At 61.4% G+C, this 334-nt stretch carries 1 other RNA gene; it reads left to right on the forward strand.

The annotated features are described in order from the left end of the window. The first annotated feature begins 11 nt into the window (after nucleotides 1–11). Nucleotides 12–334: RNase P RNA component class A (gene rnpB, locus ACOSDR_RS20265), an RNA gene on the forward strand.

Genomic DNA, 334 nt, shown 5'->3' on the forward strand with positions numbered 1-334 from the left:
CGATCTCAGACAGTCGCCGCTTCGTCGTCGTCCTTTCGGGGAGACGGGCGGAGGGGAGGAAAGTCCGGGCTCCATAGGGCAGGGTGCCAGGTAACGCCTGGGGGGGAAACCCACGACCAGTGCAACAGAGAGCAAACCGCCGATGGCCCACGTAAGTGGGATCAGGTAAGGGTGAAAGGGTGCGGTAAGAGCGCACCGCGCGGCTGGTAACAGTCCGTGGCACGGTAAACTCCACCCGGAGCAAGGCCAAATAGGGGTTCATAAGGTACGGCCCGTACTGAACCCGGGTAGGCTGCTTGAGCCAGTGAGCGATTGCTGGCCTAGATGAATGACT

Origin of the sequence: Hwanghaeella sp. 1Z406, from assembly GCF_048892425.1 — a bacterium.
Classification (GTDB): domain Bacteria; phylum Pseudomonadota; class Alphaproteobacteria; order UBA8366; family Aestuariispiraceae; genus Pacificispira.